Annotated in this window: 1 protein-coding gene; it reads left to right on the top strand. The window is 54.6% G+C overall.

Features of this window, described 5'->3' with window-relative positions:
* Positions 1 to 220 precede the first annotated feature (220 nt).
* Complete coding sequence (locus KQI65_18050) at positions 221 to 2,872, top strand: hypothetical protein (GenBank protein MCB2206649.1); 2,652 nt, start codon at positions 221 to 223, stop codon at positions 2,870 to 2,872.
* Positions 2,873 to 3,349: the final 477 nt, after the last annotated feature.

Below are 3,349 nucleotides of genomic sequence, written 5' to 3'. Positions count from 1 at the left end.
GCGTGTATATCTACCGTCTCGAAACCCCGACCTTCTCTGACAGCAAGCGCATGATCCTGTCACGGTAGTATCCCGGGTAAAATGCAGCGGAGGCCTTCACAGAAGGCCTCCGCTGTTATGTACATACAGAATGGAGAGGTGCAGAATGAGACCCATGGTATTGCAGGTATGTATAATCATCCTTATCACTCTCGGCACCATATGTGCAGGAGAACCTCCGGTGCAGTCCGAACGAAATATGGCCGGTCTCCCGATGCTGCAATGCCGCATTGAGACCTCGGTCGATTCCATTCTGTATCAGGACAACAGGTATATGCCGGCATCATTCGTGATTACCGTATTTGTGCGAAACGTCGGGGAGTCAGGGCCCCAGCCACTTGATACCGCCATCGCACGCGACATCAGGGTCAGTCTGATACAGGACGTACAGTTTCAGATAATCGGTTTGCCCTCCCGGCAGCTTGTCAATCCTTCAACGGGACGCAGCGAGCTGCATTTCGGCGAGGAGCTGTCCGTCCAGTTTGAGGTGCAACCATCAGGACCGCGAACCATCAGTAGTGCGATTGCTCTTTCCTCGATCGCGGTTTCGGCAAATGCCGCATATGCGATATGCAAAAGTGAGGTCTGGGTCGAGCGAGCACCTGCACCGAGACTGGAACCGTTCTGCAGCACGGATTTCGACAGCATTGTCTGGGATGGGCGCCTGGGTGATTACCGTCCCAACCCGTTTCCGATAAAGGTCCGGGTAACGAACACAGGTGATGACACTTCGGACAGCACAAAAGTCATGTACATCGGGACACCCGAGGTTACGCTCTTCGAACTCGATGAAGCGGTGAAGGATATCGGCAGCCTGGAGCCGGGCGAGTCAGCGAGTGTCACCTTTCTGCTTCGTCCCTTACCACGAAGCGTCGGAGGCGTTGTTACACCCTGTTTCCAGGTGCAGGGTAAGGGTGGATTCGGCAGTCAGTACGTGATCGATACATGCTGCATCGATGTCTATATTCCACCCGCAACACTGCCGGAACTTGATGTAATTTGCGACCTCGAGGTGGATTCACTGATCTTCCGGGACGGTCGATATGAGCCGGATCCGTTTCGGTTCTCCCTCACTGTTGTAAATACGGGAATGGCCATTTCCAGAAATATTGCGGCGAGCGTAGAGCTGCCGCCTGGCCTGTACCTTCAGCCGGGACAAAGAGTGACCAGGAAGGTGGACAGTCTGCTGCCCTCCGAGTCCACAACATTATCATGGCTGCTCAGACCTGTAGCATCAAAGCAGCGTGAGACCTACCGGATCTGCGCATCGGTCTTCGATGGCTTAGGCAACAGGCAGAGATGCTGTGATTCCATAGTCGTACCGCCGGTGCGTGCTTCAGCAATCGAGCTTTCCTGTGTCTGTCCCGATACCCTGCACGTGGATGCCACGAACGGCACCTATATTGACAATCCATTCGACGTTACCCTGCGCGTCCATAACACCGGTGAAGCAGCCGCAGATTCGCTGCGCGGAACACTGCTCATCGCTTCGTCCCTTCTCGCTCCGCTGTCAGAAGATGCATTTGCGGAGCGTCTCGATCCGGGGGACGAATGCGTATTCCGTTGGACACTTGAAGCCTTCCCGACCGTCGTGGGACGGACGGTCGAACTGGTATTCCTGCTGCAGTACGACAACGGTCTCCAGAAGGAATGCCGATGCAGCATCTACATCGAGCCCATGCCGGCACCCATGCTGGAGAGCAACTGCAGCACCCTGCCGAGTGGGCAACTGGAGGTTGATCCGCGGACGGGCGGATATTTCCCGTCGACGGTCACCTATCGTCTCTGTGTCAGAAATACGGGCGGTGCGCCACTGCAGGATCTCACCGCGACCCTTTCACTCCCTCCGCATCTGCGCCTGACGGAAGGCGAATCGGCTGAATTGTCCTTCCCCGCGACGATTCCACCACAGGCAGAGCGTTGTGTCGAATGGTCCCTCACGCCGCTCCGGCTCACCGGCGACGGATATGATGCGGATCTTTTCGCTGTATTGCTCTCTCCGTCGGTTGCGCCAGCGGAGTCCGCGCATTGCAGCCTGTATATTCCTCCGCTCCCAGGCACCGCGGCGCTCTCTGTGAGCCGGAACGCCATTGGTTACGCGGGAAACGATCTGTTCGTCCCGCTTTCCATAGATGATCCTTCAGGGAAGGACATCGAAAAGCTGGATATCACCCTGATGTATAATCATGATGATTTGAGAAACCGTCTCACGGATGATGTGCTGAAGTTCGTCGATGTTTCTACCGAGGGCTGCCTGACGGCGGGATGGAATATCCTCCGTCAGCATGGGAACCTGGAAAATGACAGATTGGAATTTACACTTGAGGCTCCTGCAGGGAGTGTACTCACCTATCCACCTGGCGAAACGATTCCACCACTGGTACAACTCAGATTCCACGTGCTTTTCGGAGCGCATCCCGATGAACTGGACTGGACGACGGCACCGATTCTCTGGCCTGAACCGGCGTCGCTGATCTCGGATGTTCGTATCAATGACGGGGAGTATCTGCCTCGCTGCAGTGATGGACTCGCCACGCTCAGCGGTGATTGTCTGCGTCCCCTCGTTGAAGCCCACAGGTATGATCTCCATGCCACACCCAATCCCTTCAACCCTTCCACTGATATCGTCTTCACCCTGCAGTCCTTCGAACACGTGCGTGTTTTTCTTACGGACGCCCTGGGCCGCACTGTTGCAGAACTTGTGGACGCATCGATGGAGGCGGGTGTGCATCGGCTGCATTTCCAGGCCGGAGATCTCCCTGCAGGTGTGTATTACTGTCATCTTCGTACTGAGTCAACAATACAAACTTCAAGGATGCTGCTGTTGAAATAAATCCTGAAGATCCGCGGGGATGGATGGTGCCAGCATGTGTACCGTCCATCCGCTGCGCGGTACCACCTGACACGTGGGATCAGGAAGCACCTTGACTTCGTGCATTAACATTTTCACATTACTGGTGACATCCGTAATAATGTCATAAAATACTGCCATTATTGGCATGTTTAAGCACATTTGGATGTGACGCTATGCGAGCAGCCAGAGTTCACCTGGTGGGGCGTGAAATATTCGCACACCAGGTGTAACTATTTTCCATTTCATGGTTTATGCTATACAAGAGAAACTGAATTGATCTTTTCTGATATTTCCGCATGTACAAGGAGTGTGATATGCACCTTGAGAACAGAATTTCCCGGCTGATGCGCCTTGTCGCTCTGGTCGCGCTGTTTTTTGCCGTGTCCGGATCCGTGACACAGGCGCAGCCGAACCTGAACTTCAAGCGCATCACGGTGAACTGGCCGACGATCGAGC

This window comes from bacterium, from assembly GCA_020444325.1.
Taxonomy (GTDB): Bacteria; Bacteroidota; Ignavibacteria; order SZUA-365; family SZUA-365; genus BM516.
Note: the sequence above shows the minus strand (reverse complement) of the source record. Positions and strands in the feature narration are given on the sequence as shown.